The organism is Streptomyces sp. NBC_00637, from assembly GCF_045161545.1.
Lineage (GTDB): Bacteria > Actinomycetota > Actinomycetes > Streptomycetales > Streptomycetaceae > Streptomyces.
This window is the reverse complement of sequence record NZ_CP109046.1, coordinates 6,820,189-6,844,840: the sequence shown is the minus strand read 5'-3', so window position 1 is coordinate 6,844,840 and position 24,652 is coordinate 6,820,189. Positions and strand designations below refer to the sequence as shown.

Below are 24,652 nucleotides of genomic sequence, written 5' to 3'. Positions count from 1 at the left end.
GTCACCTCAGGATGCGGGCAGAAGGGCTTCCCGGGACGAGCGCACGCCGTCAGGGTAGCCGGGACGGAGGCCTTATGGTCAGGGGCGTCCACGGGACGGACAGGCGCGGCGGCCTTTCACGGGGTGGCCACGAGCCGGGCACGAGCCGTACCGGAGCCGGGTACGACCGGAGCGCGACCGGAGCACGAGTGTGCGACGACCGCGCCATCCCGTGGAGACGAATGGCGTAACACGGATCGACCGAACATTGGCGAGAGGTCGACATGGACCGGTAGTGTTCGACATTGCCGAACGACGGCAGCAGCTGCCGTGCGTGGACGGTCCAGGGGACGGAGGCGGGGCGGCGATGGCACGGAACATCCAGTCGGTCGAACGTGCGGCCGCGATGCTGCGGCTGCTCGCCGGCGGCGAGCGGCGACTGGGCCTGTCGGACATCGCTTCGTCCACGGGCCTGGCCAAGGCCACCGCCCACGGCATCCTGCGCACCCTCCAGCACGAGGGCTTCGTCGAGCAGGACGACGTCTCCGGGCGGTACCAGCTGGGCGCGGAGCTACTACGCCTGGGCACCACCTATCTGGACGTGCACGAGCTACGCGCGCGTGCCCTCGTCTGGACGGACGACCTGGCCCGCTCCAGCGGCGAGAGCGTCCATCTGGGGGTGCTGCACCAGCAGGGCGTGCTGATCGTGCACCACGTCTTCCGGCCCGACGACAGCCGGCAGGTGCTGGAGATCGGAGCCATGCAGCCGCTGCACTCCACGGCCCTGGGCAAGGTGCTGTCGGCCTACGACCCGGTCGCGCACAGCGAGGTCCTGGAGGCCGAGCGCAAGCCGTTCACGGACCGCACGGTGTGCGAACCGGAGGCCTTCGAGCGGGTTCTCGACCTGACCCGCGCGCGGGGCTACGCGGCGGACGTCGAGGAGACCTGGGAAGGCGTCGCCTCCATCGCCGCACCCATCCACGACCGGCGGCGCATGCCCGTGGGCGCGGTGGGCATCACCGGCGCGGTGGAGCGGCTGGGCCGGGACGGCGAGGTGCGCCCCGAGCTGATCGCCGCGGTACGGGACTGCGCCCGCGCGGTCTCGCGCGATCTGGGCGCCGGGCGTTTCTGAGCGACCGACCGCTCGCCTCCCGCCGACCCACCATCCCTGAGAAGTACGCAAGAGCGGGCCGGGACGTCCTTCGACGTTCCGGCCTTCGTCATACGCTGCAAAGCCGCCCGAACTGGGCAAACAGGGCGAGAGCGTGCGCACCGGCGCGAAGATCGATAACTCGCATCGATCAATAACGATCGCACTTTCGACAACAACACTCTTGACGCGCACGTAACGCCACGGCAAGACTCCCGTCCACCGGTCGACATTGTCGAACACCTAACGGCAATACGCGCTAGAGTGTGACAACGCCAAAGGCCGGCATCGCTCTCACCCCCGAGGGCGCTCGAACCCCCGGTGGGACCCGGGGTTCGGCTTCCCTGGACGAAGGACAAAGGAGTCGCGGGTGTCCAGCTCCGACATCTTCATCGGCGAGACCATCGGTACCGCCATACTCATCCTGCTGGGCGGTGGCGTCTGCGCCGCCGTCACGCTGAAGGCCTCCAAGGCCCGTAACGCCGGCTGGCTCGCCATCACCTTCGGGTGGGGTTTCGCCGTTCTGACGGCTGTCTACACCTCGGCGCCCCTCTCGGGCGCCCACCTCAATCCGGCGGTCACGCTCGCACTCGCGATCAAGGACGACGACTGGAGCAACGTTCCGGTCTACTGGGCCGGGCAGCTGCTCGGTGCCGCCATCGGCGCCGCCCTGGTCTGGGTCGCCTACTACGGCCAGTTCCACGCGCACCTCACCGACAAGGAAATCGTCGGCGAGCCGGACGTGGAGGCCGCCAAGGCCAAGTCCGTCGAGGCGCGCGAGCAGGGCGCGGGACCGGTCCTGGGCGTCTTCTCCACCGGCCCGGAGATCCGGGTCGTCTGGCAGAACCTCGCCACGGAGATCATCGGCACCATCGTGCTCGTCCTCGCCGTCCTCACCCAGGGCCTGAACGACAAGGGCAACGGTCTCGGCAACCTGGGCGCGCTGATCACCGCGCTGGTGGTCGTCTCGATCGGTCTGTCCCTCGGTGGCCCGACCGGTTACGCGATCAACCCGGCCCGTGACCTCGGTCCGCGCATCGTGCACGCCCTCCTGCCCCTGCCCAACAAGGGCGGCTCCGACTGGAGCTACGCCTGGATCCCGGTGGTCGGTCCGCTGATCGGCGGCGCGATCGCTGCGGGTATCTACAACGTCGCTTTTGCTTAAGAGCACCAGCCGCACCGCGCAGCGCCGTACAGACAGCCCCCTCACCACGGAACCCCAGGAGCACACCGTGACCGACGCGCACACCGCCGGCCCCTTCATCGCCGCCATCGACCAGGGCACCACCTCCTCGCGCTGCATCGTCTTCGACCGGGACGGCCGTATCGTCTCCGTCGACCAGAAGGAGCACGAGCAGATCTTCCCGAAGCCGGGCTGGGTCGAGCACGACGCCAACGAGATCTGGACCAACGTCGAGGAGGTCGTCGCCTCCGCCATCGAGAAGGCCGGCATCACCCGCGACGACATCAAGGCCATCGGCATCACCAACCAGCGCGAGACGACGCTGCTGTGGGACAAGAACACCGGTCAGCCCGTCCACAACGCCATCGTCTGGCAGGACACCCGCACCGACGCGCTCTGCAAGGAGCTCGGCCGCAACGTCGGCCAGGACCGTTTCCGCCGTGAGACGGGCCTCCCCCTGGCCTCGTACTTCGCCGGCCCGAAGGCGCGCTGGCTGCTCGACAACGTCGAGGGCCTGCGCGAGCGCGCCGAGGCCGGGGACATCCTCTTCGGCACCATGGACAGCTGGGTCATCTGGAACCTGACGGGCGGTGTGAACGGCGGCAGGCACGTCACCGACGTCACCAACGCCTCCCGCACCATGCTGATGAACCTGCACACCATGGAGTGGGACGACAAGATCGCCGAGTCCATCGGCGTCCCGCTGGCGATGCTGCCCGAGATCCGCTCCTCCGCCGAGGTGTACGGCGAGATCACCGGCGGCAAGCTCGGCGACCTGCTCGGCGGCATCCCGGTCGCCTCGGCGCTCGGCGACCAGCAGGCGGCCCTGTTCGGCCAGACCTGTTTCGCGGAGGGCGAGGCCAAGTCCACCTACGGCACCGGTACCTTCCTGCTGATGAACACCGGTGAGAAGCCGGTCAATTCGTACAACGGCCTGCTGACCACGGTCGGTTACCGCATCGGCGACCAGAAGGCGGTCTACGCCCTCGAAGGGTCGATCGCCGTCACCGGTTCGCTGGTGCAGTGGATGCGCGACCAGATGGGCCTGATCTCCACCGCCGCCGAGATCGAGACCCTCGCGCTCTCGGTCGAGGACAACGGCGGCGCCTACTTCGTACCGGCCTTCTCCGGTCTGTTCGCCCCGTACTGGCGCTCCGACGCCCGCGGTGTGATCGCCGGCCTCACCCGGTACGTCACCAAGGCGCACCTCGCGCGCGCCGTCCTGGAGGCCACGGCCTGGCAGACCCGTGAGATCACCGACGCCATGACGAAGGACTCCGGCGTCGAGCTCGCGGCGATCAAGGTCGACGGCGGCATGACCTCCAACAACCTGCTGATGCAGACGCTCTCGGACTTCGTGGACGCCCCCGTGGTGCGCCCGATGGTCGCCGAGACCACCTGCCTCGGCGCCGCCTATGCCGCCGGTCTCGCCGTCGGCTTCTGGACGAGCACCGACGATCTGCGCGCCAACTGGCGCCGGGCCGCCGAGTGGACGCCCCGCATGGACGCGGATACCCGCGACCGTGAGTACAAGAGCTGGCTCAAGGCCGTCGAGCGGACCATGGGCTGGCTCGAGGACGAGGAGTAAGAACCCCACATGACCAGTCAGACCACCCTGAAGTCCGTGCCTGCCCTGGGGACGCACCCGGCGTCCGGCTCGAACCCGAGCCGCGCCGAGACCCGGGAACAGCTCTCCAAGGCGTCGTACGACCTCCTCGTCATCGGCGGCGGCATCCTGGGCATCTCCACCGCCTGGCACGCCGCGCAGTCCGGGCTCAGGGTGGCTCTGGTCGACGCCGGCGACTTCGCCGGCGCCACCTCCTCCGCCTCGTCCAAGCTCCTCCACGGCGGTCTGCGCTACCTGCAGACCGGCGCGGTGAAGCTGGTGGCGGAGAACCACTTCGAGCGCCGTGCGGTCTCCCGTCAGGTGGCCCCCCACCTGGCGAACCCGCTCACGTTCTACCTCCCCGTGTACAAGGGCGGGCCGCACGGCGCGGCGAAGCTCGGGGCGGGCGTCTTCGCCTACTCCGCGCTGTCGGCGTTCGGCGACGGCGTCGGTCACCTCCTGTCCCCGGCCAAGGCCGCGCAGGACGTGCCCGAGCTGCGCACCGACAACCTCAAGGCCGTGGCCGTGTACGGCGACGACCAGATGAACGACGCGCGCATGGCGCTGATGACGGTCCGCGCGGCCGTGGAGGCGGGCGCCGTCGTCCTCAACCACGCCGAGGTCTCCGGGCTGCGCTTCACCAACGGCAGGGTCACCGGCGCCGAGCTGCGCGACCGGCTCTCCGGTGACGAGTTCGGCGTGAACGCCCGGCTCGTGCTCAACGCGACCGGTCCGTGGGTGGACCACCTGCGCAGGATGGAGGACCCGAAGGCGGCTCCGTCGATCCGGCTGTCCAAGGGCGCCCACCTGGTCCTGAAGCGCACCGCCCCCTGGAAGGCCGCGCTCGCGACCCCCATCGACAAGTACCGCATCACCTTCGCCCTCCCGTGGGAGGACATGCTGCTGCTCGGCACCACCGACGAGGAGTTCGAGGGCGACCCGGCGGACGTCGCGGTCACCGAGAAGGACACCGCCCAGATACTCGACGAGGCCGCGTTCTCCATCCGCGACCAGCAGCTCGACCGGGACCTGATCACGTACGCCTTCGCGGGTCTGCGCGTGCTGCCTGGCGGCCCCGGCAGCACGGCGAAGGCCAAGCGCGAGACCGTGGTGACCGAGGGCCGGGGCGGCATGCTGTCCGTCGCCGGCGGCAAGTGGACGACGTTCCGGCACATCGGCCGTACGGTCATGCAGAAGCTGGAGGCGCTGCCCGGTCACCCGCTGGGCGACGACTTCGAGCCGATCTCCTCGCTGCCGAAGAAGCTTCCGCTGCCCGGCGTCGCCAACCCGCGCGCGGTCGCCCACCGGCTGCTGGTCGACAACCCGGCGCCCGGCCCGCGCATGGCCGCCGACACCGCCCGGCACCTGGCCACCCACTACGGCTCGCTGGCCTTCGACATCGCGCGCCTCGCCAACGACAACCCCGAGCTGGGCGAGCGCGTCCACCCGCAGGCCCCCGAGATCTGGGCGCAGGTCGTCTACGCCCGCGACAACGAGTGGGCGGAGACGGCGGACGACGTGCTGCGCCGCCGTACGACGCTGACGATCCGCGGCCTTGCCACGGACGACGTCCGCGGCAAGGTGCAGGACCTGCTCGACAAGAAGTAGGTCCCGCCCGCCGGGCGAAGAACACCCTGCCGCCGGCCCGCTCCCCTGACCGGGGCCGGCGTCGGGAACGGCCCCTCCGTACCGGGGCCGGAAGAGAAAGGGGCGGCTCCACCCCTATGGAGCCGCCCCTTTCGCCTGCCCCCGGCCCGAACGGACCCGGGGCATCTCCGAGGACGAGCGGGGAGACCGCACCTGCGTCCCCGCACGCCGGCCGTGATTGGATCGCTGTCGTGGCCGTCACGCCGGGCCGCGCCGCGCCCCTGGGCGTCCCGTTCGTCGCGTGGCCCTCGGGCTCGGCGAAGCGGCCGGGTTCCGCCTCAAGGGTCCCGGCTTCCTCAGGACGGCACGCCGCCGTCGCCGCCCCCGTACACCGGAGCCGCCCCCATGACGCAGGACCTGCTGCCCGTCACCCGCATCCCGCGTACCGGCCTCCCGGCGCATGCCGTGGTCGTCGGCGACCCGGCCCGCGCCGCGACCGTCGCCGCTCTCCTCGACGGCGCCGAGGAGGTCTCGTACCACCGCGAGTACCGGGTGTTCCGCGGAAGCTGGAAAGGTGTGCCGGTCGTCGTCGCCTCGCACGGGGTGGGCGCGCCCGGCGCGATCCTGCTCTTCCAGGAGCTGGCGGACGCGGGCGTGCGGACCTTCCTGCGGTTCGGTACGGCGGGCGCGATGAAGCCGGGCATCGGGGACGGCGACCTGGTCATCGCGGAGGCGGCCGTCCGCGACGACGGCGTCACCCGGCAGTTGCTGCCCCCGGAGTACCCGGCGGTCTCCGCGCCCGAGGCGGTCCTCGCCCTCCAGCGCGCGGCCCGGCAGGAGGGCGCCCCGCACCACCGGGGCGTCGTGTGGACCCGGGCGGCCTTCCAGCCCGGCCTGCTCCCGCTCTTCTCCTACGCCGGCGCCGGACTCGCCGCCATCGAGATGGAGCTGTCCGCGCTGCTGGTCACGGCGTCGCTGCGCGGCCTGGTCGCGGGCGGTGTGCTGGTGATCGACGGGGCGAACGCCGACGAGCTGCTCGACGAGCAGGCCACGGGCGGTTACGACCCGCACCGGGACGTCGTCGCGGCCGGTGTCGAGCGGGGCGCGGTGGTGTCCCTGGAGGCGCTGCGGCTGCTCGTGGAAGCGGAAACGGAAACCGAAGGGGTGCGGGCGTGAGCATCGACCTGCTGGTGCACGGGGGCGACGTCCTGACGGTGGACGACGCCGGCACCGTCGTCCGCGAAGGCGCCGTCGCGATCCATGACGGCGCGATCCTCGCCGTGGGGCCGGCCGACGAGCTGGGCGGGCGGTACACCGCCGCCGAGGAGATCGACGCGGCCGGCTGTCTCGTCCTCCCCGGACTGATCAACGCGCACACCCACCTCGCGATGACCCTCCTGCGCGGCCGCGCCGACGACGTCACGCTCCAGGGTTTTTTGGAGCGGGTCCTCACGTGGGAGGCGGAACTGCTGGCGCCGGAGAACGTGGCGGCGGCGGTGCGGCTGGCGGTCGCGGAGAGCCTGCGCGCCGGGGTGACCTCGGCGCTGGACATGTACTGGTTCCACGAGGCGGCCGAGCGGGCGGCCCGCGAGGCGGGCTGGAGGCTGCACACCGGGCCCACCTTCATGGACGTACCCGGGCCGCCGGACGGCATCGCGTACGAGGAGCGGCTCGGGTGGGCACGTCGCGACCTCGAGGCGCGCGGACCCGCCCGGCCCGGACACCGGCCGGTCGTCTTCGCGCACTCGACCTACACCCTCTCCCCCGGGCAGCTCACCGAAGTCTTCGCGCTGGCCCGGGAGTTCGGGGCGCTGGTGCACATCCACGCGGCCGAGAACGCCACCGAGGTGGCCACCGTCGAGGTGCGGCACGGGAAGCGGCCCGTGGAACTGCTGGACTCCCTCGGACTGCTGGGCCCCGACGTGCTGCTCGCGCACGCCGTCGACCTCACCGGCCCCGAGATCGCGGCGCTGGCCCGCTCGGGCACGGCCGTCGCCCACTGTCCGGTGTCGAACCTGAAGCTGGGCTGCGGCATCGCGCCCGTGCCTCGGCTGCTGAGCGCGGGAGTGACGGTCGGGCTGGGCACGGACGGCGCCGTCAGCTCCAACTCGCTGGACGTGCTCGGAGCCGTACGGCAGGCGGCGCTGGTGCACAAGGCGGCGGGCGATCCCACGGCGGTCGGCGCCGAACAGGCCGTGCGGATGGCGACGATCGAGGGCGCGCGGGCGCTCGGGCTCGGTGATCGGCTCGGTTCGCTGGAGGCGGGCAAGCGGGCCGATCTGATCGTCCTCGACCTGGACGCACCGCATCTGCGGCCGCGCCACGACCCGTGGTCGACGCTGGCGTACGCGGCGCACCCGTCGGACGTGCGGGACACCGTCGTCGACGGGCGGGTGCTGATGCGTGATCGCGGGCTGACCACGGTCGACGAGCGGGCGGTGATCGCGGATCTGGAGGCGCTGCTCTGATCTGCCCCCATAATGGCGCTGAGACATCCGATGTCTGGATCCGGCGTCGGGAGCGACGTCCGGGTTCGGCGTCTGAATACGGCGTCCGGACCGGCGTCCGGATTCGACGTCCGGGCGAGGAACGACAGGAGGCCGGTCATGGCAGTCACCGACGAGGCGATCGAGAAGATCAAGGGCATGATCGTCTCGGGTGCGCTGCGCCCCGGGGACCGGCTGCCCAAGGAGAGCGAGCTGGCCGCCGACCTCGGCCTGTCCCGCAACTCCCTGCGGGAGGCGGTGCGCGCGCTGTCGCTGATCCGGATCCTGGACGTGCGCCAGGGCGACGGCACCTACGTGACGAGTCTCGATCCGCAACTGCTGCTGGAGGCGCTGAGTTTCGTCGTCGACTTCCACCGCGACGACACGGTCCTGGAGTTCCTCGCCGTGCGCCGCATCCTGGAGCCGGCCGCCACCGCGATGGCCGCCCTGCGCATCAGCGAGCAGCAACTGGACGCGCTCGACGCCCAGTTGGACAAGCTCGGGGCCGAGCCCTCGGTGGAGGAACTGGTCGCGGGCGACCTGGAGTTCCACCGGGGCATCGTGCAGAGCGCCGGCAACTCGGTGCTGTGCTCGCTGCTCGACGGACTGTCCGGGCCGACCACCCGGGCCCGTATCTGGCGCGGCCTGACACAGGAGGACGCGGTCGCCGGCACGCTGCGCGAACACCGGGCGATCCTGGCGGCCCTGCGCGACCGGGACGCGGAGGCGGCGCGGTCGTGGGCCACGGTGCACATCGCGAGCGTGGAGCAGTGGCTGCGCTCGACGCTGTGAGTCCGCGGGGCGCCCGCCCTGTGCGCCACCTGTGAGTCGATGCCGTGAGTCGGGTCCGGCAGGGGGTGTTCGGGGGTGGTGAACGGGGCAGTGATCCGTTCACCACCCCCGAACAAGGGGGCTGCGAGCGCTCCCGCGGAACGCCGTAAGGTTGGGTGGTCAAGCGAGGGCACGTCGGAAGGAGGCGCTGGGTGATCGAGCTCGAGGGGGTTCCCGAGCTGATCGACCCGGTCATGGTGGCCGCGTTCGAGGGCTGGAACGATGCCGGCGACGCCGCCTCCACCGCGGTCGGGCATCTGGAGCGGGAGTGGAAGGGCGAGGTGTTCGCGGCGCTGGACGCCGAGGACTACTACGACTTCCAGGTGAACCGCCCCACGGTGTGGATGGACGCCGGCGTGCGCAAGATCACGTGGCCCACGACAAGGTTGTCGGTCGTCCGGGTGGGCGGCGACAAGCCACGCGACCTGGTGCTCGTCCGCGGCATCGAACCGTCCATGCGCTGGCGCTCGTTCTGCAACGAGCTGCTGGGCTTCGCGCACGAGCTGGGCGTGGAGCTGGTGGTCATCCTGGGCGCCCTGCTCGGTGACACCCCGCACACCCGTCCGGTGCCGATCAGCGGGACCACCTCCGACGCGGACCTGGCGCAGCGGATGGACCTGGAGGAGACCAAGTACGAGGGCCCCACGGGCATCGTCGGCGTCCTCCAGGAGGCGTGCACGCACGCGGGGGTGCCCGCGGTGAGCCTCTGGGCGGCCGTGCCGCACTACGTCTCGCAGCCGCCGAACCCGAAGGCGACGCTGGCCCTCCTCAACCGTCTGGAGGACCTGATCGACGTGCGCATCCCCCTGGGCGAGCTGCCCGAGGACGCGCGTGCCTGGCAGGTGGGCGTGGACCAGCTGGCCGCCGAGGACAGCGAGGTCGCCGAGTACGTGCAGACGCTGGAGGAGGCGCGGGACACCGCGGAGCTGCCGGAGGCGTCGGGCGAGGCGATCGCCCGCGAGTTCGAGCGCTATCTGCGACGCCGGGACGGCGGCGGCCCGCCGGATCCCGGGGAGCGCACCCGGCCCCCGAAGCCGCCGAAACCGACCGGCGACGCCTCCGACGACAGCGATTCCTCGGAGGACTAGAACAGCGGGCAGGAAAGAGGACCGGGTACGAGGAGGGGCGGTGCGCATCGGCGCACCGCCCCTCCTCGTACCCGGTCCGGGGGCGCCTTCGCTACAGCGCCACGCCCAGCAGCGCGTCCACGGCCCGTGAGACGACACCGGGGGCGCCGATGTCCGTACCGCCGTGCTCCTGCTGGAGTGCCGCCCAGCGGTCGACGGCGGCGAGTGCGGCCGGGGCGTCGAGGTCGTTGCCGAGCGCCTCGCGGAGCTCCTCGACGAGCGCCTCGGCGGGCGGCCCGTCGGGCCGGGAGACGGCGGCACGCCAGCGCCCGAGCCGGGCCTCGGCGTCCGCCAGGACCTGGTCCGTCCACTCCCAGTCGGCCCGGTAGTGGTGGGCGAGGAGGGTGAGCCGGATGGCGGCGGGGTCGACGCCGTCCTGGCGCAGCTTCGAGACGAAGACGAGGTTGCCCCGGGACTTGGACATCTTCTCGCCGTCCAGGGCGACCATGCCGGCGTGCACGTACGCCTGGGCCATGGGGAACTCGCCGGTCAGCACCTGGGCGTGCGAGGCGCCCATCTCGTGGTGCGGGAAGGCGAGGTCGGAACCGCCGCCCTGCACGTCGAAGCCCATCCCGAGATGGTCCAGGGCGATGGCCACGCACTCGATGTGCCAGCCCGGCCGGCCGCGGCCGAGCGAGCCGCCGTCCCAGCTGGGCTCGCCCTCGCGGGCCGCCATCCAGAGCATCGGGTCGAGCGGGTTCTTCTTGCCGGGGCGGTCGGGGTCGCCGCCGCGCTCGGCGGAGAGCAGCCGCATGGCGGCCGCGTCCAGGCCCGAGACCCGGCCGAAGTGCGGGTCGGACTCGACGGAGAAGTACACGTCGCCGTCGAGCTCGTAGGCGGCGCCGGCGTCCCGCAGCCGCTCGACGAGCGGGACGATGCCGGGTATCGCCTCGACGGCGCCTATGTAGTGCCGCGGCGGCAGCATCCGCAGGGCCGTCATGTCCTCGCGGAAGAGCGCCGTCTCCTTCTCGGCGAGGGCGACCCAGTCGACGCCGTCGCGTTCGGCCCGCTCCAGGAGCGGGTCGTCGACGTCGGTGACGTTCTGGACGTAGTGAACCTGCCGCTTGGTGTCGAGCCACACGCGCTGAACGAGGTCGAACGCGTTGTAGGTCGCCGCGTGACCCATGTGGGTCGCGTCGTACGGCGTGATGCCGCAGACGTAGATACGGGCGACGGGACCGGGGTCGAGGGAGACCAAGCCGTCGGTCGCGGAGTCGTGGATCCTCAGGTCGCGGCCCTGACCAGGCAGGGCGGGGACCTCGGAAGCGGGCCAGGCATGCATGTCATGAGCCTAACCGGACGGAAGTTGCGCATACGAACCGGAGCGGGCCGGATGGCGGGGAAGGCCCTCTTGTGCGATCCCGTCCGGCATGCGTACCCGGTCTGTGCACCGGCGGGCGGGTGTCGGTCCGACCGGGCGGCCGGACCGAGCGGAAGGACCGGGTGGCCGGACCAAGTGGTCAGACCGGGTGGTCAGACCGGCGGCCAGGGGATGGCCGGCCAGTCGCCGCTCGGCTCCGGGTGCCTCCCGGCCTCGAGCAGCGCGTCGCCGCGCGCACGCGTGGCGTCGAGCTCGGCGGGAGTGATCAGCTCGGCCAGGGTGACCGCCAGCCGCCCGCCGGGCTCCAGGGCGCCTCTGAGGGCCTCGAGCACGTCGACGGCCTCCCCGGTCAGGGGCTCCCCCGCCCAGCCCCACAGGAGCGTACGCAGCTTGTTCTCGGCGTTGAAGGTGACCCCGTGGTCGATGCCGTAGAGCCGGCCCTCGGCGGTGGGCAGCAGGTGGCCGCCCTTGCGGTCGGCGTTGTTGATCACCGCGTCGAGGACGGCCAGCCGACGCAGCCGTTCGTCGTCGGCGTGCACCAGCAGCGCGGTCCGGCCCTCACCGACCTCGGCGAAGCCGATCGCCTTCCAGCCCGGCCCGGGCTCCTCCGCGTCCACCAGGGCGAGCAGTTCGGCCTCCGGGGCCGTCTCGATCCACAGCTGGCACATGCCCTCGCCGTACGGCCCCTCCCGCAGGACGGTGGGCGGCACGAGGCCCCAGCCGGTCGCCTCGGAGACCTCGTAGGCGGCGACCTCGCGCCGGGCGAGGTTGCCGTCGGGGAAGTCCCACAGCGGCCGCTCCCCCGCGGCGGGCTTGTAGACGCAGGCGGCCTCGCGGCCCTCGTGCGCGACGGTGCAGTACAGCGCCGTGTTCGAGGCCTCGCGGATGCGGCCGCGGACGGTGAGCTCGCCGTGCGCGAGGAGTTCGGCGACGGCCGGGTCGGTGGTCGTCACGCCCCCCGGCGGTATCCGTTCTGGCGCGGACATACGTGTCCTTCCGGATCGAGCGGCAGGCTGCACAGCGGGCACGGCGGCCGGCCCGCGTTGACGACGTCGAGGGCACGCTTGGCGAACGCCCTCGCCTGGGCGCCGGTGAGCCGGACCCGCAGCATCGGGGGCCCGTTCTCCTCGTCCTGGAGGAGCTTCTCCTCGGCCTCGGCGAGGTCCTCCTCGGAGTCCGCGTCGAGCTCCACGAGGGCCTGCGCCTCGACGATCATGCGCTGTTCCTCGCCGTCCCAGGCGAGGGCCATGGTGCCGACCCGGAACTCCTCCTCGATCGGCGTGTCGAGCGGGGCCGTGTCGGTGTTCTCGGCGGGCGACATCGCGGGCACGGGGGCACTGCCGCCACTGCGGCGCACGACCTCGTCCAGCAGTTCGTCCATGCGCTCGGCGAGCGCGGCGACCTGGGTCTTCTCGAGAGCCACGCTGGTCACCCGGGGGCCGGCGGTGGCCTGGAGGAAGAAGGTACGGCGCCCGGGCAGTCCGACCGTACCGGCCACGAAGCGGTCCGGGGGGTCGTAGAGGAACACCTGACGGGACACGTCCTGTCTCCATGGGAATCGTGGGTCATCGTGGGCCGGGGAACGAGTGGGGGAACGTCCCTGCGGGTACGCGCGCGTTTGCGGACCGCTTCACCCTACTGCGGCCGACGATCACGGTGCGCCCGCACCACCCCCGACCGTCGCGTCCCCGGCCGGCGGCTCCTCGCGCGGGGCCAGCGACGCGAAGTCGCCGGTGTCGCCGAGGCGCACGAGAAAGGGGCGCAGCCGGGTGTAACGGATCGCGGTGACGGAACACGGTTCCACAGAGATCCGCTGGAAGAGGTCGAGATGAAGCCCGAGGGCGTCCGCGACGAGCGACTTGATGATGTCGCCGTGCGAGCACATCAGATAGACGGCGTCGGCACCGTGGTCGCGCTCCACGCGCGCGTTCCACTCCCGTACCGCCTCGGCGGCGCGGGTCTGCATGGCCCGCATGGACTCCCCGCCCGGGAAGGCGGCGGCGGAGGGGTGCGACTGCACGACCTCCATCAGGGGCTCGTCCATGAGTTCGGCGAGCTTGCGTCCGGACCAGTCGCCGTAGTCGCACTCCCCGATCCGCTCGTCGGTGTGGACGCGCAGCCCGGGGCGGGCGTCGAGGAGCGGCCGGAGCGTCTCCTGGCAGCGCTGGAGGGGACTCGCGACGACCTCGGCGATCGGCAACGCGCCGAGCCGCGCGGGCAGGGCGGCGGCCTGCGCGGCTCCGCGCTCGTCGAGGGCGACGCCGGGCGTCCGGCCGGCGAGCAGTCCGGAGGTGTTGGCGGTGGACCGGCCGTGCCGGACGAGGATCAACGTGGGCATGCGGCCCAGGGTAGGCGCACGCGGGCGTGCGCCGGTGAGCGTCCGAAGGGAGAGTGCGCCGAGTGATCGTCGACTGCGCCGTCTATCGGGACGGGCACCGCACGGAGGGCCCGGAGGACTTCTCGGACGCCCTGGACGAGGCACGGGCCGCGGGCGGTTTCGTGTGGATCGGGCTGCACGAGCCGACGGAGAAGGAGTTCGCCCACGTCACGCAGGAGTTCGGCCTGCACCCGCTCGCCGTCGAGGACGCCCTGAAGGCCCACCAGAGGCCCAAGCTGGAGGTCTACGACGACTCGCTCTTCCTGGTGTTCAAGCCGGTCGTCTACGAGGCCGAGAGCGACGCGGTCTCCTCCGGTGAGGTGATGGTCTTCCTCGGCGACGGCTTCGTGGTGACCGTCCGGCACGGCGAGGGGGCTCCGCTGGCCGCCGTGCGGCAGCGGCTGGAGCACGAGCCGCACCTGCTCGCGAAGGGCCCCACGGCGGTGGTGTACGCGATCGCCGACGCCACCGTGGACCACTACCTGGACGTGGCGACGGAGCTCCAGACGGACCTCGAGGAGCTGGAGGCGGAGGTGTTCTCGCCGGACGGCGGCGGCTCACGGCACACCGCGTCGCGGATCTACCGGTTCAAGCGACAGATCCTGGAGTTCCGCCGGGCCACCGGTCCGCTCGGGCCGCCGCTGACCCGGCTGGCCGGCACCAGCGCGACCGGGCCGGGGGTGCCCTTCGTGGACGAGCGGGCGCGGCCCTTCTTCCGCGACGTCAGCGACCACCTCACGCGGGTCAACGAGTCCGTGGAGGGGCTGGACCGGCTGGTCACGGACATTCTCTCGGCACACCTGGCGCAGATGAGCGTCCGGCAGAACGACGACATGCGGAAGATCTCGGCGTGGGCGGCGATGGCCGCGATCCCCACGATGATCGCGGGGATCTACGGCATGAACTTCGAGCACATGCCGGAACTGCGGTGGGTGTGGTCGTACCCGGCGGTGATCGCGCTGATGGCCGGTCTCGAGGTCGTGCTGTACCGGATGTTCAAGCATCGGGGATGGCTCTAGGCCGGTCCGGGGGAGGTTCCGGGGCCCGCTCACGCCGCCGGGGCGGGGGCCGGGGCCGGGGCTCAGGCGAACTCGGGAGCCGCGACCGCCGGGCCGCCGAGCGCGTCGCGGCGCTCGGGCATCTCCAGGGAGACCATCCGCCGCCAGCCGGCGAAGCGCTCCCACGCGTACACGGCGTGGATGCCGGTCGCGAGGAGCGCCGACCTGGCGCGTGTCCAGCCGAGGATGTCCCCCATGTGGGCCATGACGGCCAGGCTCACGTCGCGGTAGACCCGGATCTCCGCGAGCGCGCACGCGCGCAGCGTCCGCTGGATGGCGCGGCCGTGCCCCGCGCGGGCGAGGCGCAGCAGTTCCTCGTGACAGTAGGCGAGGTGGTTGTCCTCGTCGTTCGAGATCATCTTCACCGCGCGGCCGAGGTCCGGGTGGTCGGCGAACTGCCGGCGCAGCAGCTCCATCTGCTCGGAGGCCCGCTGCTCGGTCACCCGGCTGTGGGCGAGGTAGGTGACGATGTCGTGCACGGTCAGCGGATGGTCGGCCCGGAGCCGGTCGTGCGCGAGGCCGATGCCGGCGCGCTCCAGGAGCATCGTGTAGTCGGTGTCGCGCGGAACGGGCACGGGGGCGAGTCCGCGCTTGCGCATCAGGGCGTTGAAAATCCGCCCGTGCTTGTCCTCGTCGGCGCCGTGCCGGGCGATCTTGGGAGCGAGGTGGTGTTCGCTGCGCGGGACGAGCGCGGCGATCCGGGCGTTCTCCCAGCCGCCCTGCGACTCGCCGCCTGCGGCGATGGAACAGAAGAGCGCGAAGGACTCGTCGTTGTCGATGATCTCCTGGAACAGAGTCTTGGCCGAAAGCATCGTGGGACACCTCTCCGCATTGCGCCGGATTCGGCGGCATTCCGCAAGGAACGAGTCAAATGCGGCACGGAAGGCGCTGCAACAGCTGTGTCGGACAACTCCGCCGAAAGAGGGACCCCGGGAGTCGGACCGGGAGCGTAACCGCGCGCCGCCTTGCGCGTTGTTCCGTGTGACGGCCGTGGCGGGGAAGACCCCCGAGCCCCCACCACGGCCGCTGAAATTCCCGGGAATCCCGTCCCGGCCGGGAGACCGACTGGTACACCGGAAGACCGGCCGGAAGGCCGTCGAGCCCGGACCGACCGGCCCGTACCGCTCGGCTCTGGCCGGTCGACGCAGTCCGGTCGACTCGGACCGACGGCTCCGGACCCGCCGGCTCAGCCGGCTAGCTCAGGCCGGCGAGTTCGACGGCCTGCGCGCCGGCCCGCAGCGAGGCGAGGCGTTCGTCCAGCGTGAAGCCCGCGGGGGCGAGGGTGAGCGTGGTGACGCCGGCCGCCGCGTAGGCCTTCATCCGGTCGGCGATCCGCTCCACCGAACCCAGCAGCGTGGTCCGGTCGATCAGCTCGTGCGGTACGGCGGCCGCGGCGCCCTGCTTGTCGCCGGACAGGTACTTGTCCTGGATCTCGTCGGCGGCGGCCTCGTACCCCATGCGACGCGCGAGCTGGTTGTAGAAGTTCTGCTTGCGGCTGCCCATGCCGCCGACGTACAGCGCGGTGTAGGGGCGGAAGGTGTCGGCGAGCCGCTCGACGTCCTTGTCTTCGCCGAGGGCAAGCGGCAGCGTCGGGCAGACGTCGAAGCCCTCCATGGTCCTGCCCGCCTTCTCGCGCCCGGCCCGCAGATGCCTGATCGCGGTGTCCTCGAGGTGCTCGGCGGACGGGAAGATGAGCAGAGCGCCGTCGGCGATCTCGCCGGTCTGCTCCAGGTTCTTCGGGCCGATCGCGGCGATGTACAGCGGGATGTGCTCGCGCTCCGGGTGCACGGTCAGCTTGATCGGCTTGCCGGGGCCGTCCGGCAGCGGCAGCGTCCAGTGCTCGCCTTCGTACGACAGCCGCTCCCGCGTCATCGCCTTGCGGACGATCTCCACGTACTCACGGGTGCGGGACAGCGGCTTGTCGAACTTGACGCCGTACCAGCCCTCGGAGACCTGCGGTCCCGACACGCCGAGGCCGAGACGGAAACGGCCGCCGGAGAGCGAGTCGAGGGTGGCGGCCGTCATCGCGGTCATCGCCGGCTGACGGGCCGGGATCTGGAAGATCGCCGAACCGACGTCGATGCGCTCGGTCTGCGCGGCCACCCAGGTGAGCACGGTGGCCGCGTCGGAGCCGTAGGCCTCGGCGGCCCAGCAGACGGCGTATCCGAGGCGGTCGGCCTCCTGGGCGACGGCGAGGTTGTCGCCGTCCATTCCGGCACCCCAGTAGCCGAGGTTGATCCCGAGCTGCATGGCCGATCCCCTTACTGATCAGTAACGACGCTGTTGCGCAGACCTTAGCGCGGGGACCGGGCACCGGGGAGAGCGGTGTGGCGAGGGTCGCGCCGGTCGCGACCCGGTCGCGGCCTGCGGAACTCCGGTCCCCCTCCCGGACATTCGGTTGTCCACAGGCAACCCACTGCCCAGTTCTGGCCAGTAATCTCGGCGTCCATGGAGCAGAGGCATCTCGGCCGCACCGGCCTGCGCGTGTCCCGCATCGGGCTCGGCACCCTGACCTGGGGCCGCGACACCGACGAGCACGACGCCGCGGACGTCATGAAGACGTTCTGGGAGGCGGGCGGGACCCTCGTCGACACGGCCGACGTGTACGGCGACGGGGACGCCGAATACCTGCTCGGCCGGCTGATGGAGGGGCTGGTGCCGCGCCGGGACCTGATCATCTCGACCAAGGCGGGCAGCGTCCCCGACCCGGACCGCCGCTACGACGGCTCCCGGGGGCACCTCCTCGCCGCCCTCGACGCCTCGCTGGCCCGGCTGGGCACGGATCACGTCGACCTGTGGCAGGTGCACGCCTTCGACCCCGACACCCCTCTGGAGGAGACCCTCCAGGCCCTCGACATCGCTGTCGCCAGCGGCCGCGCCCGCTACGCCGGGGTCTCCAACTTCTGCGGCTGGCAGCTCGCCAAGGCGGCCACCTGGCAGCTCGCCGCGCCGGGCACCCGCACCCGGCTCGCGGCGACCCAGATGGAGTACTCGCTGCTGCAACGCGGTGTCGAACGCGAGGTGCTGCCGGCCGCCCTGGACCTGGGCATCGGCCTGCTGCCCTCCTCGCCGCTGGGCCGCGGTGTCCTCACCGGCAAGTACCGGGGCGACGCCCTTCCGCCCGACTCGCGCGGCGCCTCGGACCACTTCGGGCTCTTCGTCGAGCCGTATCTCGACGACACCGCGAGCCGCATCGTGGACGCCGTCTCGACCGCGGCCGACGGGCTGGCGGTCACCCCGCTCCAGGTCGCCCTCGCCTGGGTCCGCGACCGGCCCGGCGTGGCCGCCCCGATCGTCGGCGCGCGCAACGCGCAGCAGCTCACGGCCGCGTTGTCAGTGGAGGCCCTTAGTCTTCCTGACGAGATCTGCCGGGCCCTCGACGACGTGTCGGCGCCCGTGCACCGCTATCCCGATCACGACTGGAGCACGCTGTGAGCACGGAGTCGGTTCCCCCGGAGAGCACCGAGAACGCCGGACCGGCGACGCCGGACGCCGCCGGGGAGCCCGGGACCCCGGACGACACGACGCCGGCCGACAGCGCCTCGACGAGTGACGACGACACCCCTCCCGCGCGCGACGCGGACGGCGGGAGCGAGGTCGAGGGCGAGGAGAACGTCACCTCGGGAGCGGACACAGAGGCGGCCAAGACCGACGACGGTGAAGCGGCCGCGCAGCTCTCCGAAGCGCAGGCCGAGCTCGCCGCGCAGAAGCTGGAACGGGAGCGGATCGAGCGGCGCCGGGCCGAGAAGGCCGAGCGCATCGACAGCGGGACCAAGCTCAGCGGAAAGGCCGCCGACCTGCTGGCGGCGGTGCGTGCCGTGGAGGGCGGGGCGAAGCCCCCCGCCACCGTGTTCGCCGAGCCGGCGCCCGCCCCGCGCCGCGCCGCCCCGGAGCCGGCACACCGTCCGCAGCCGGTGACCGTCGCGGGCGCCGCACCGGCTCCCGCCGCCGAAGCCGTCGAGGGCGTGTCCCGCGTGCTCGCCGAGGGCGGCGCACCCGGGACGCTCGCGCCGCAGGCCGCCGTCGCGCTCGGCGAGGGGGCCGAGGATCTGCTGCGCGAGGACCCGTGGCAGCTGCTGCGTGTCCCCGGGGTGCGTCCCGAGCAGGCCGACGGTTTCGCGCGGGCGCTGCTCGGCCCGGAGTGCGCTCCCGACGACGAGCGGCGCGGCCGCGCGGTGACGGTCTGGCTGCTGGAACAGGCCGCGCTGGCCGGGCACACCGCCCTGGAGTTGCCGACGCTCACCGCCGCCCTCGGCCGGCAGGCCGTGCCGGACGCGGAGGCGGCCGTACAGAGCGCGCTGGCCGAGGGCGAGGCCCTCGTCTTCCAGGACGCCCTGGACTCCGTGGACGCCGCCCGGACCCGTCGTCCCGAGGCGAACGCCGACACCACAGACACCGCCGGCACCGGCGAGAACGGCGGGGACGCGGGCGCGGAAGACGGCGAGGAGGCCCGGCCGGTCCGTGTCCTGGTGGGTCTGGAGCGGTACGCGCTCGCGGAGGAGAGCCTCGCCGACGCGCTGGCCCGGGTGGTCAACTCGCCGGCCAAGGAGGCCTCCGCGCCGTGGGAGTCGGTGACGGCCGGCGCGTCCGGCAGCACGGCGGAACTGCTGCGCGCCGTCGCCGGACACGGTCTGGTGCTGCACACCGGCGGCGACGCCTCACGCGCCGAACCGGCGGCGCTGCTCACCGCGGCCCGGAGCCTGGGCCTGCGCGCGGTCGCGGCCTGCCACACGCCGGACGGCCGGCACCGCTTCGCGGCCCTCCTCGGCGATCAGGCACAGAACGGCGCCGTCGTCACCGTCCCCGGGCTGCTCGCCGGTACCGAGGGCCCCGGGCGGGACGCCGAGGGGGCCTTCGCCCTCGACCTGCTGATCCTGCTCGACGCTCCGCAACTGGACGTGGAGAGCGCCGCGACGCTGGCGGAGTCGCTGCCGGACGGGGCGCGGCTGGTACTGAGCGGTGATCCGGCGGTGCTGTGGTCGGCCGGCCCGGGGCGGGTCTTCGCCGATCTGCTCGCGGCGCGCGCGTGCCCGCAGGTCACCTCGCGCACGCCCGACCCGGGGCCGATCGGTGAACTCGTCTCCGGTGTCGGCATCGGTGAGCTGAACCAGGTCGACGCACCCGGCAAGGAGATCGTGATCGTGCCGGTCCGGGAGGCCGGCGAGGCCGTGCACCGGACCGTGCAGCTCGTCGCCGACTCGGTGCCGCGGGCGTTCGGGATCACCCCCGAGGAGACGGTGGCGATCACCCCGGGTCACGGCGGCGCGGCCGGCACGCGCGCGCTGAACGCCGCCCTCAAGGAACGGCTCAATCCCGGCCCCGGCCGCTTCGGCGGTTTCGACCCCGGTGACCGGGTCGCCTACTCGCCCGCGCCGGGCCGTACGGTGCCCGGCCGGGTGGTGACGGCCGACGCGGACGGGCTGCACCTGTCCTGCGCCGAGGGCCCGGTGGTCGTACCGAGGGAGCGGGTGGAGCAGGCCGTACGGCACGGGTGGGCACTGACCGCGCACCAGGCCGTGGGCAGCCGGTGGCCCGCGGCGGTGGTGGTTCTGCCGGGGGACGCGGCGCAGGTCCTCTCCCGTCCGTGGGTGTACACGGCGTTCGGCCGGGCGGAGCGCCATCTGTCCGTGGTGCACGGCGTCGAGCAGGCTCTGCCGAGGGCGGTCGCCGAAGTTCCGGCGAAGCCCCGCACGACCCGGCTGCCCACGCTGCTGCGCACCCAGATCCCGGCGGCCGAGTAGCGCGAACGGCGGCGGTCCCGAAGGGTCTCCCTTCGCGACCGCCGCCGTCGTGAAGACTCGGAGGCTTCCCGCGTCCCGCCACCGGCTGTCGGCTAACGGTCCGCGTCCAGCGGCTCCAGTTCCTCGTCGTCCACGTCCACGAGGTCCTCGTCGTCGCCGTCGTCACCGTCGTCGAGTTCGTCGAACACCGAGCTCACGTCGAAGCGGCAGATGACCCGCCCGGGGTCGGCCTGGTCGAACGGTGTCTCCAGCCACTCGCCCGGCTCGGCCGGTTCGTCGGCCGCCAGCACCCACAGCGTGGAGTCGCCTTCCTCCAGGCCGAACTCCTTGTGCCGGGAGCCGATCTCGTCCGGCTCGAACTCGCCGAACAGAATGCCCAGCGCCCCGTGCACCGTGTCCGAGACCGCCCCGCCCGCTCCCTCGTCGTCCGCCGCCTCGATCCGCTGGGCCTGCGCCAGGAGCCGCTGGGGCTCCGCGACGGCGTAGTCGCGGCGGATCAGCACACTCAGCGCGTTCGGCTCCTCGGGGCCGGCGTACGGCGGCAGGGAGTCCTCCGCGCCGGGGATCTCGAAGGGCGTGACCTCGTCATAACGGTCGTAGAGCAGTTCGTCGTAGACCTCGGCGGCGGCGGCCAGCTCGTTGAACGCCTCGTAGACAGCCGGGTCGTCCTCCCCCGTCCTGCGTTCGACCGCGGCCAGGTGGCGGTCGAGCGCGGTCTTGACCGCCTCGGCGGCGGCGCGTACCTCGGCAGCGGTGGGCTGCGCAGCATCAGACATAGTGCAGACGCTATCCGTACCGGACCCCAGACCGCACAATAGATGCGATGCCGGAATACGAATTTGTCGACGTCTACGTACCGCGCGGGGTCTCCCGCAAGGACGCGACCCGACTGCTGACCGACCATGCCGAGTACGGACACTGGGAGTTGGACCGTCTGAGCCTGCTGCGTGACGGCAGCCGCAGGGTGCGCCTGCGCCGGCGGATCATCCGCCAGGTGCGGGCCACGTGGTGAAGTGAGCCGACGGATACGGAGCGGGCCCCGCCGAGGCGGGACCCGCTCCGTCGTGGGCTCCCCGCAGGCTTACGCGGAGGCACGCGCCTTGCGGTAGAGCACCGCGCCCGCGAGCAGCGCGCCCGCGCCGGCCGGCAGGGCCAGGCCGATCGGCAGCTCGCTGCCGGTGTGCGCGAGCTGCGCGGCGTGGGCGGCGGGCTGGTGGACGGCGGAGGCGCCGGCCGGGGTCACGTGTCCCGGGGTGGACGGCACTCCCCCGGGTCGGGACGGGCTGGAGTGGCCGGGCTCGCCCGGCTTGCCGGGGCCGTGCTCTCCGGGCTTGCCCGGCGTCTCGTGGCCGCGGGACGGAGGCGTGTGGACCTCGCCGCCGTTGGCGCAGTCGTTGCCGAACGACGGGTTGAGGATCCCGACGACGTCGATGCTGTTGCCGCAGACGTTGACCGGCACGTCGATCGGCGCCTGGACGTGGTTGCCGGAGCCGACACCGGGCGATCCGCCGGTGTACCCGCCCGCGTGCGCTCCCCCGGAGCCGCCGTGCGCGCCGGAGCCGCCGTGGTTCCCGCCGTGACCGCCGCCGTGGTTCCCACCCCGGCCGCCACCGCCGCCCTGCTGGTCGTCGCCGTAGCCGCCGCTGTGCTGGTCGCCGTAACCGCCGCCCTGGTGGCCGCCGTGGCCGCCGCCCCGCTGGCCGCCGTAGCCGCCCGACCGCGCACCGCCGCCCTTGTTGGCGCAGGAGTTGCCGAAGGTCGGGTTGAGCGCCCCGACGACGTCGACGGTGTTGCCGCAGACGTTCACCGGAATGTTGACCGGCGCCTGCACCGAGTTGCCCGACAGGACGCCGGGCGAGTCCGCGGCGGCGCCGTTCGCGCCGGAGTCGGCGTGGGCGTAGCCGCCCGCGGCGGCGATCACCCCCGTCGCCGCCGCCACGGTCATGAGGCTTTTGCGGGTGACCTGTCGCATTGCTGAATCCCTGCTTTCAATCTCGTCGCTCGTCCCGAATTGCTGGCATCATGGCAGCTGTTCGATTCGTTTCGGGCTCTTCGACTTCTTCGGCTTTTCCTTCGGAAAAAAGACCGGTCGGCCCCGGAGCGCATGGCGCGCGCTCCGGGGCCGACGGTATGGACGGACGACCCCTCAGCGGGTCGACGTCACTTGTTGACGCAGGTGTTGCCGAAGGCGGGGTTCAGCAGCCCGATCACCGAGATCGTGTTGCCGCAGACGTTCACCGGGACGTGCACGGGCACCTGGATCACGTTGCCCGACAGGACACCCGGGGAGTGCACGGCAGCACCCTGGGCACCGGCATCGGCAACAGCCAGACCCGCGCCCGCGAGAACCAGCCCACCAGTGGCAGCCGCAGCAGCGACGACCTTCTTGATCATTATTCCTCCTTGTTGGCAATGCGATCCCAAGCAGCGGATCGCATCACCAGTAACGAGGAGGAATTAATGAGGCTACGCGCTTATCGGCGCATTCACTCTTCCCAGTCACGCCCGTACAGGCGGCCGATTTGATGCGCCGTTCTCCGCCCGGTGGAACGCCGTTCCGGCGGGACGGTTCAGGACGCGTCGATGAACCGGTCGAGCACCCGCACGCCGAACCGGAGCCCGTCCACCGGGACCCGCTCGTCCACGCCGTGGAACATCCCGGCGAAGTCCAGCTCCGGCGGCAGCTTCAGCGGGGCGAAGCCGAAGCCGCGGATACCGAGGTCGTCGAAGGACTTGGCGTCCGTGCCGCCGGAGAGCATGTAGGGGATGGCCTTGGCGGTCGGGTCCTCGGCGAGCAGCGCGGACTGCATCGCCTCGACGAGCGGCCCGTCGAAGGAGGTCTCCAGCGCCTTGTCGGAGTGCACGTCCTCGCGGCGCACCTTCGGGCCGAGGATCCGGTCGAGGTCGGCGAGGAACTCGTCCTCGTGCCCCGGCAGGAAGCGTCCGTCGACGTGCGCGGTGGCCTCGCCGGGGATGACGTTGACCTTGTAGCCGGCGCCCAGCTGGGTCGGGTTGGCGGTGTTGCTCAGGGTCGCGCCGATCAGCTTGGCGATCCCGCCCAGCCTGGCGAGGGTCGCCTGCATGTCCTCGGGGTCCAGCGGGGTGCCGAGCGCGTCGCCGAGCTCGTCGAGGAAGGCGCGGGTGGTCTTGGTGACCCGCACCGGGAAGGTGTGCCGGCCGAGCCGCGCGACCGCCTCGGAGAGTTCGGTGATCGCGTTGTCCCGGTGGATCATCGAGCCGTGTCCGGCGGTGCCGGCCACGGTCAGCTTCATCCAGTGCATGCCCTTCTCGGCTGTCTGGACGAGGTAGAGCCGCCGCTCCTCGCTCACGGTGAACGAGAACCCGCCCACCTCGCTGATCGCCTCGGTGACGCCCTCGAACAGGTCGCGGTGGTTGTCGACGAGGTGCCGGGCGCCGTAGGTGCCGCCCGCCTCCTCGTCGGCGAGGAACGCGAGCACGATGTCACGGGGCGGCCTGCGCCCGGAGCGCAGCCGGTCGCGGACGACCGCCAGCGTCATCGCGTCCATGTCCTTCATGTCGACCGCGCCCCGGCCCCACACGCATCCGTCGGCGACCTCGCCGGAGAAGGGGTGGTGGGTCCAGTCGACCGCGTTGGCCGGTACGACGTCGAGGTGACCGTGGATGAGCAGCGCGGGCCTGGACGGGTCCTCGCCCTCGATGCGGGCCACCGTGGAGGCGCGGCCCGGGTGCGACTCGAAGATCTTCGGTTCGAGTCCCACTTCGGCGAGCTTCTCGGCGACCCACTCGGCCGCCTTGCGTTCACCCGGACCCGAGTGGTCGCCGTAGTTGCTGGTGTCGATCCGGATCAGCTCGCGGCAGAGGTCCACGACCTCGTCCTCGCCGGTGACGCTCCTGGCCGTGCCGTCGGTCGCGCTCACGCTGGTTCCTCCCGCTGTCACTGCTGGTGGGTCCCCCTCATCCTCCCTCTCCCCCGCTCCCCGCCCAAGGCCGGTCCCGGCCCGTCACGTGCCGTTCACGCGGGATGCGTCATCCGGCGGGGCGACTGCCCGTGATCGGGCACCCCGGAAAGCCTGGTAATGTTTACGACGTCGCCGCGGGGGAAACCCCGCACGACAGACACCTTGTCCGGGTGGCGGAATGGCAGACGCGCTAGCTTGAGGTGCTAGTGCCCTTTATCGGGCGTGGGGGTTCAAGTCCCCCCTCGGACACAGAAGAGAACGTGAT

22 protein-coding genes and 1 tRNA gene are annotated in these 24,652 nt (G+C 72.2%); 13 read left to right on the top strand and 10 right to left on the bottom strand.

The window, feature by feature from the left end; all coding sequences use genetic code 11:
* Window positions 1-346: 346 nt before the first annotated feature.
* The 8 genes from OG440_RS30085 (at window position 347) to OG440_RS30050 (ending at window position 9,910) form a co-directional block, all read left to right on the top strand.
* On the top strand, window positions 347-1,111 hold the full coding sequence (locus OG440_RS30085; protein ID WP_406009910.1) for an IclR family transcriptional regulator: 765 nt from the start codon (window positions 347-349) through the stop codon (window positions 1,109-1,111).
* 388 nt (window positions 1,112-1,499) lie between these two features.
* The gene (locus tag OG440_RS30080; RefSeq protein WP_406009909.1) at window positions 1,500-2,294 is read left to right on the top strand and encodes an MIP/aquaporin family protein; all 795 of its coding nucleotides are present in this window, start codon (window positions 1,500-1,502) and stop codon (window positions 2,292-2,294) included.
* Window positions 2,295-2,361: 67 nt separating this feature from the next.
* Window positions 2,362-3,900: a glycerol kinase GlpK gene (gene glpK / locus OG440_RS30075; RefSeq protein ID WP_406009908.1), complete on the top strand. Its 1,539-nt coding sequence runs from the start codon at window positions 2,362-2,364 to the stop codon at window positions 3,898-3,900.
* A 9-nt stretch (window positions 3,901-3,909) separates the two neighbouring features.
* Window positions 3,910-5,526, top strand: a complete 1,617-nt coding sequence (locus OG440_RS30070; protein ID WP_406009907.1) for an FAD-dependent oxidoreductase — start codon at window positions 3,910-3,912, stop codon at window positions 5,524-5,526.
* A 384-nt stretch (window positions 5,527-5,910) separates the two neighbouring features.
* Window positions 5,911-6,681, top strand: a complete 771-nt coding sequence (locus tag OG440_RS30065; RefSeq protein ID WP_406009906.1) for a nucleoside phosphorylase — start codon at window positions 5,911-5,913, stop codon at window positions 6,679-6,681.
* Window positions 6,678-7,973: an amidohydrolase gene (locus tag OG440_RS30060; RefSeq protein ID WP_406009905.1), complete on the top strand. Its 1,296-nt coding sequence runs from the start codon at window positions 6,678-6,680 to the stop codon at window positions 7,971-7,973. Before OG440_RS30065 ends, OG440_RS30060 begins: the two co-directional genes overlap by 4 nt.
* Window positions 7,974-8,111: 138 nt before the next feature.
* Complete coding sequence (locus OG440_RS30055) at window positions 8,112-8,783, top strand: FadR/GntR family transcriptional regulator (protein ID WP_020128291.1); 672 nt, start codon at window positions 8,112-8,114, stop codon at window positions 8,781-8,783.
* Between the two features lie 191 nt (window positions 8,784-8,974).
* Window positions 8,975-9,910 (top strand): PAC2 family protein, encoded by a 936-nt coding sequence (locus OG440_RS30050; protein ID WP_406009904.1) that lies wholly within the window; start codon window positions 8,975-8,977, stop codon window positions 9,908-9,910.
* 91 nt (window positions 9,911-10,001) lie between these two features.
* Here OG440_RS30050 and mshC read toward each other — a convergent pair whose 3' ends face one another.
* The 4 genes from mshC to OG440_RS30030 all read right to left on the bottom strand — a co-directional run bounded on the left by mshC (window position 10,002) and on the right by OG440_RS30030 (window position 13,608).
* Window positions 10,002-11,231: a cysteine--1-D-myo-inosityl 2-amino-2-deoxy-alpha-D-glucopyranoside ligase gene (gene mshC, locus OG440_RS30045; protein WP_406009903.1), complete on the bottom strand. Its 1,230-nt coding sequence runs from the start codon at window positions 11,229-11,231 to the stop codon at window positions 10,002-10,004.
* 191 nt (window positions 11,232-11,422) lie between these two features.
* Complete coding sequence (locus OG440_RS30040; RefSeq protein ID WP_406009902.1) at window positions 11,423-12,256, bottom strand: SCO1664 family protein; 834 nt, start codon at window positions 12,254-12,256, stop codon at window positions 11,423-11,425.
* A complete protein-coding gene (locus tag OG440_RS30035; protein ID WP_062646997.1) occupies window positions 12,220-12,810 on the bottom strand; it encodes a DUF3090 domain-containing protein in 591 nt (196 codons plus the stop codon). Before OG440_RS30035 ends, OG440_RS30040 begins: the two co-directional genes overlap by 37 nt.
* A 111-nt stretch (window positions 12,811-12,921) precedes the next feature.
* On the bottom strand, window positions 12,922-13,608 hold the full coding sequence (locus tag OG440_RS30030) for a histidine phosphatase family protein (RefSeq protein WP_406009901.1): 687 nt from the start codon (window positions 13,606-13,608) through the stop codon (window positions 12,922-12,924).
* 62 nt (window positions 13,609-13,670) lie between these two features.
* On the opposite strand from OG440_RS30030, the gene corA reads away from it, so the two are divergent.
* Complete coding sequence (gene corA / locus OG440_RS30025) at window positions 13,671-14,666, top strand: magnesium/cobalt transporter CorA (protein WP_406009900.1); 996 nt, start codon at window positions 13,671-13,673, stop codon at window positions 14,664-14,666.
* 62 nt (window positions 14,667-14,728) lie between these two features.
* Here corA and OG440_RS30020 read toward each other — a convergent pair whose 3' ends face one another.
* Entirely contained in the window at window positions 14,729-15,517 is a 789-nt protein-coding gene (locus OG440_RS30020; protein ID WP_406009899.1) for a ferritin-like domain-containing protein, read from the bottom strand.
* A gap of 382 nt (window positions 15,518-15,899) precedes the next feature.
* Complete coding sequence (locus OG440_RS30015; protein WP_406009898.1) at window positions 15,900-16,955, bottom strand: LLM class F420-dependent oxidoreductase; 1,056 nt, start codon at window positions 16,953-16,955, stop codon at window positions 15,900-15,902.
* A 198-nt stretch (window positions 16,956-17,153) separates the two neighbouring features.
* Between OG440_RS30015 and OG440_RS30010 the strand changes: the two genes are divergently transcribed.
* A complete protein-coding gene (locus OG440_RS30010) occupies window positions 17,154-18,140 on the top strand; it encodes an aldo/keto reductase (RefSeq protein WP_406009897.1) in 987 nt (328 codons plus the stop codon).
* Window positions 18,137-20,446, top strand: coding sequence for a helix-hairpin-helix domain-containing protein (locus OG440_RS30005; protein ID WP_406009896.1), 2,310 nt, complete (start codon window positions 18,137-18,139; stop codon window positions 20,444-20,446). The genes OG440_RS30010 and OG440_RS30005 overlap by 4 nt, the downstream gene beginning before the upstream one ends.
* Window positions 20,447-20,538: 92 nt before the next feature.
* Here OG440_RS30005 and OG440_RS30000 read toward each other — a convergent pair whose 3' ends face one another.
* Window positions 20,539-21,222 (bottom strand): hypothetical protein, encoded by a 684-nt coding sequence (locus tag OG440_RS30000; RefSeq protein ID WP_406009895.1) that lies wholly within the window; start codon window positions 21,220-21,222, stop codon window positions 20,539-20,541.
* 47 nt (window positions 21,223-21,269) lie between these two features.
* Here OG440_RS30000 and OG440_RS29995 point away from each other — a divergent pair, with 47 nt between their 5' ends.
* Window positions 21,270-21,458 carry a DUF5703 family protein gene (locus tag OG440_RS29995; RefSeq protein ID WP_005485166.1) on the top strand — a complete coding sequence of 63 codons (189 nt, stop codon included), beginning with the start codon at window positions 21,270-21,272 and terminating at the stop codon, window positions 21,456-21,458.
* 69 nt (window positions 21,459-21,527) lie between these two features.
* On the opposite strand, the gene OG440_RS29990 is transcribed toward OG440_RS29995, so the two are convergent.
* The 3 genes from OG440_RS29990 to OG440_RS29980 form a co-directional block, all read right to left on the bottom strand.
* Complete coding sequence (locus OG440_RS29990) at window positions 21,528-22,418, bottom strand: chaplin (protein WP_406009894.1); 891 nt, start codon at window positions 22,416-22,418, stop codon at window positions 21,528-21,530.
* A 188-nt stretch (window positions 22,419-22,606) separates the two neighbouring features.
* Window positions 22,607-22,840 carry a chaplin ChpH gene (gene chpH / locus OG440_RS29985; RefSeq protein ID WP_406009893.1) on the bottom strand — a complete coding sequence of 78 codons (234 nt, stop codon included), beginning with the start codon at window positions 22,838-22,840 and terminating at the stop codon, window positions 22,607-22,609.
* A gap of 176 nt (window positions 22,841-23,016) precedes the next feature.
* Window positions 23,017-24,345, bottom strand: a complete 1,329-nt coding sequence (locus OG440_RS29980) for a M20/M25/M40 family metallo-hydrolase (RefSeq protein ID WP_406009892.1) — start codon at window positions 24,343-24,345, stop codon at window positions 23,017-23,019.
* Window positions 24,346-24,551: 206 nt separating this feature from the next.
* On the opposite strand from OG440_RS29980, the gene OG440_RS29975 reads away from it, so the two are divergent.
* Window positions 24,552-24,636: transfer RNA gene (locus OG440_RS29975), tRNA-Leu, on the top strand.
* The last annotated feature ends 16 nt before the right edge of the window (window positions 24,637-24,652 follow it).